The sequence below is a fragment of the Mycobacterium hubeiense genome (assembly GCF_002838065.1).
GTDB lineage: Bacteria > Actinomycetota > Actinomycetes > Mycobacteriales > Mycobacteriaceae > Mycobacterium > Mycobacterium hubeiense.
The window spans coordinates 1-828 of sequence record NZ_PIZU01000124.1 but is presented as its reverse complement, the minus strand read 5'-3'; the positions used below and the strand labels follow the sequence as shown (position 1 = coordinate 828).

Here is an 828-nt window from a genome sequence, read left to right as displayed (position 1 = left end):
CACACCGAGGCTCATCCACAGGTTCTGATCATTCCTCGTCTCGGAGATCCGGATGCGTTTCCAGTCGCGGACCTTGGCGTCCAGCTGGCCGCCAAGCAGCTTGGGCTCCCGGCGGACGTCCGTCCGCTCGTCGAGCACAGTGCCCGTTGGCGGCCGTGGCGCGCGTACGCGACCCAGCACATGTGGACCGCACTCGACCATGCAGTAAACGACTGGCCGCCGAAAGAGAAGTGATGACAATGCCATTCCGTCTGCAATGCCGCACGATCGACAGCCCCGTCGGCCCGCTTACCCTCGTCGGCCAACACGGGCGCCTGATGCATCTGCGAATGGTGGATCAGACCTATGAACCCAGCCGCGACGGCTGGGAACCCGACGATGACGCGTTTCCCGACGCCGTCGAACAACTCACGGAATACTTCGCCGGCGAGCGAACCGAATTCGACCTCGCGCTCGAGCTCGTCGGCACCGCGTTTCAGCGCCGTGTATGGGCCGCACTGCAGACAATTCCGTACGGCGAAACACGGTCTTACGGTGAAATCGCCAAACAAATCGGCTCACCAGGCGCATTTCGCGCCGTCGGATTGGCCAATGGCCACAATCCCATCGGGATCATCGTGCCGTGCCATCGCGTGATCGGTGCGAATGGCAGCCTCACCGGATATGGCGGCGGCCTGGACCGTAAACGGGCATTACTCGATTTGGAGAAGCAGCGAATTGCGCCGGCACTATTTGACTAAATAGACAGAAATGCCTGTGGCCCCCAACAGAATTGGGGGCCACAGGACTTAATGTGTGTTCGGCGGTGTCCTACTTTTCCACCCGGGT

Annotated in this window: 1 protein-coding gene and 1 pseudogene; both read left to right on the top strand. The window is 61.2% G+C overall.

Annotated features, from left to right (window positions below):
* Positions 1-234, top strand: a pseudogene (locus CWS39_RS29960) (DNA-3-methyladenine glycosylase); the annotation flags it as partial.
* Positions 235-239: 5 nt separating this feature from the next.
* Positions 240-740: a methylated-DNA--[protein]-cysteine S-methyltransferase gene (locus CWS39_RS28330; protein ID WP_102146120.1), complete on the top strand. Its 501-nt coding sequence runs from the start codon at positions 240-242 to the stop codon at positions 738-740.
* Positions 741-828 lie beyond the last annotated feature (88 nt).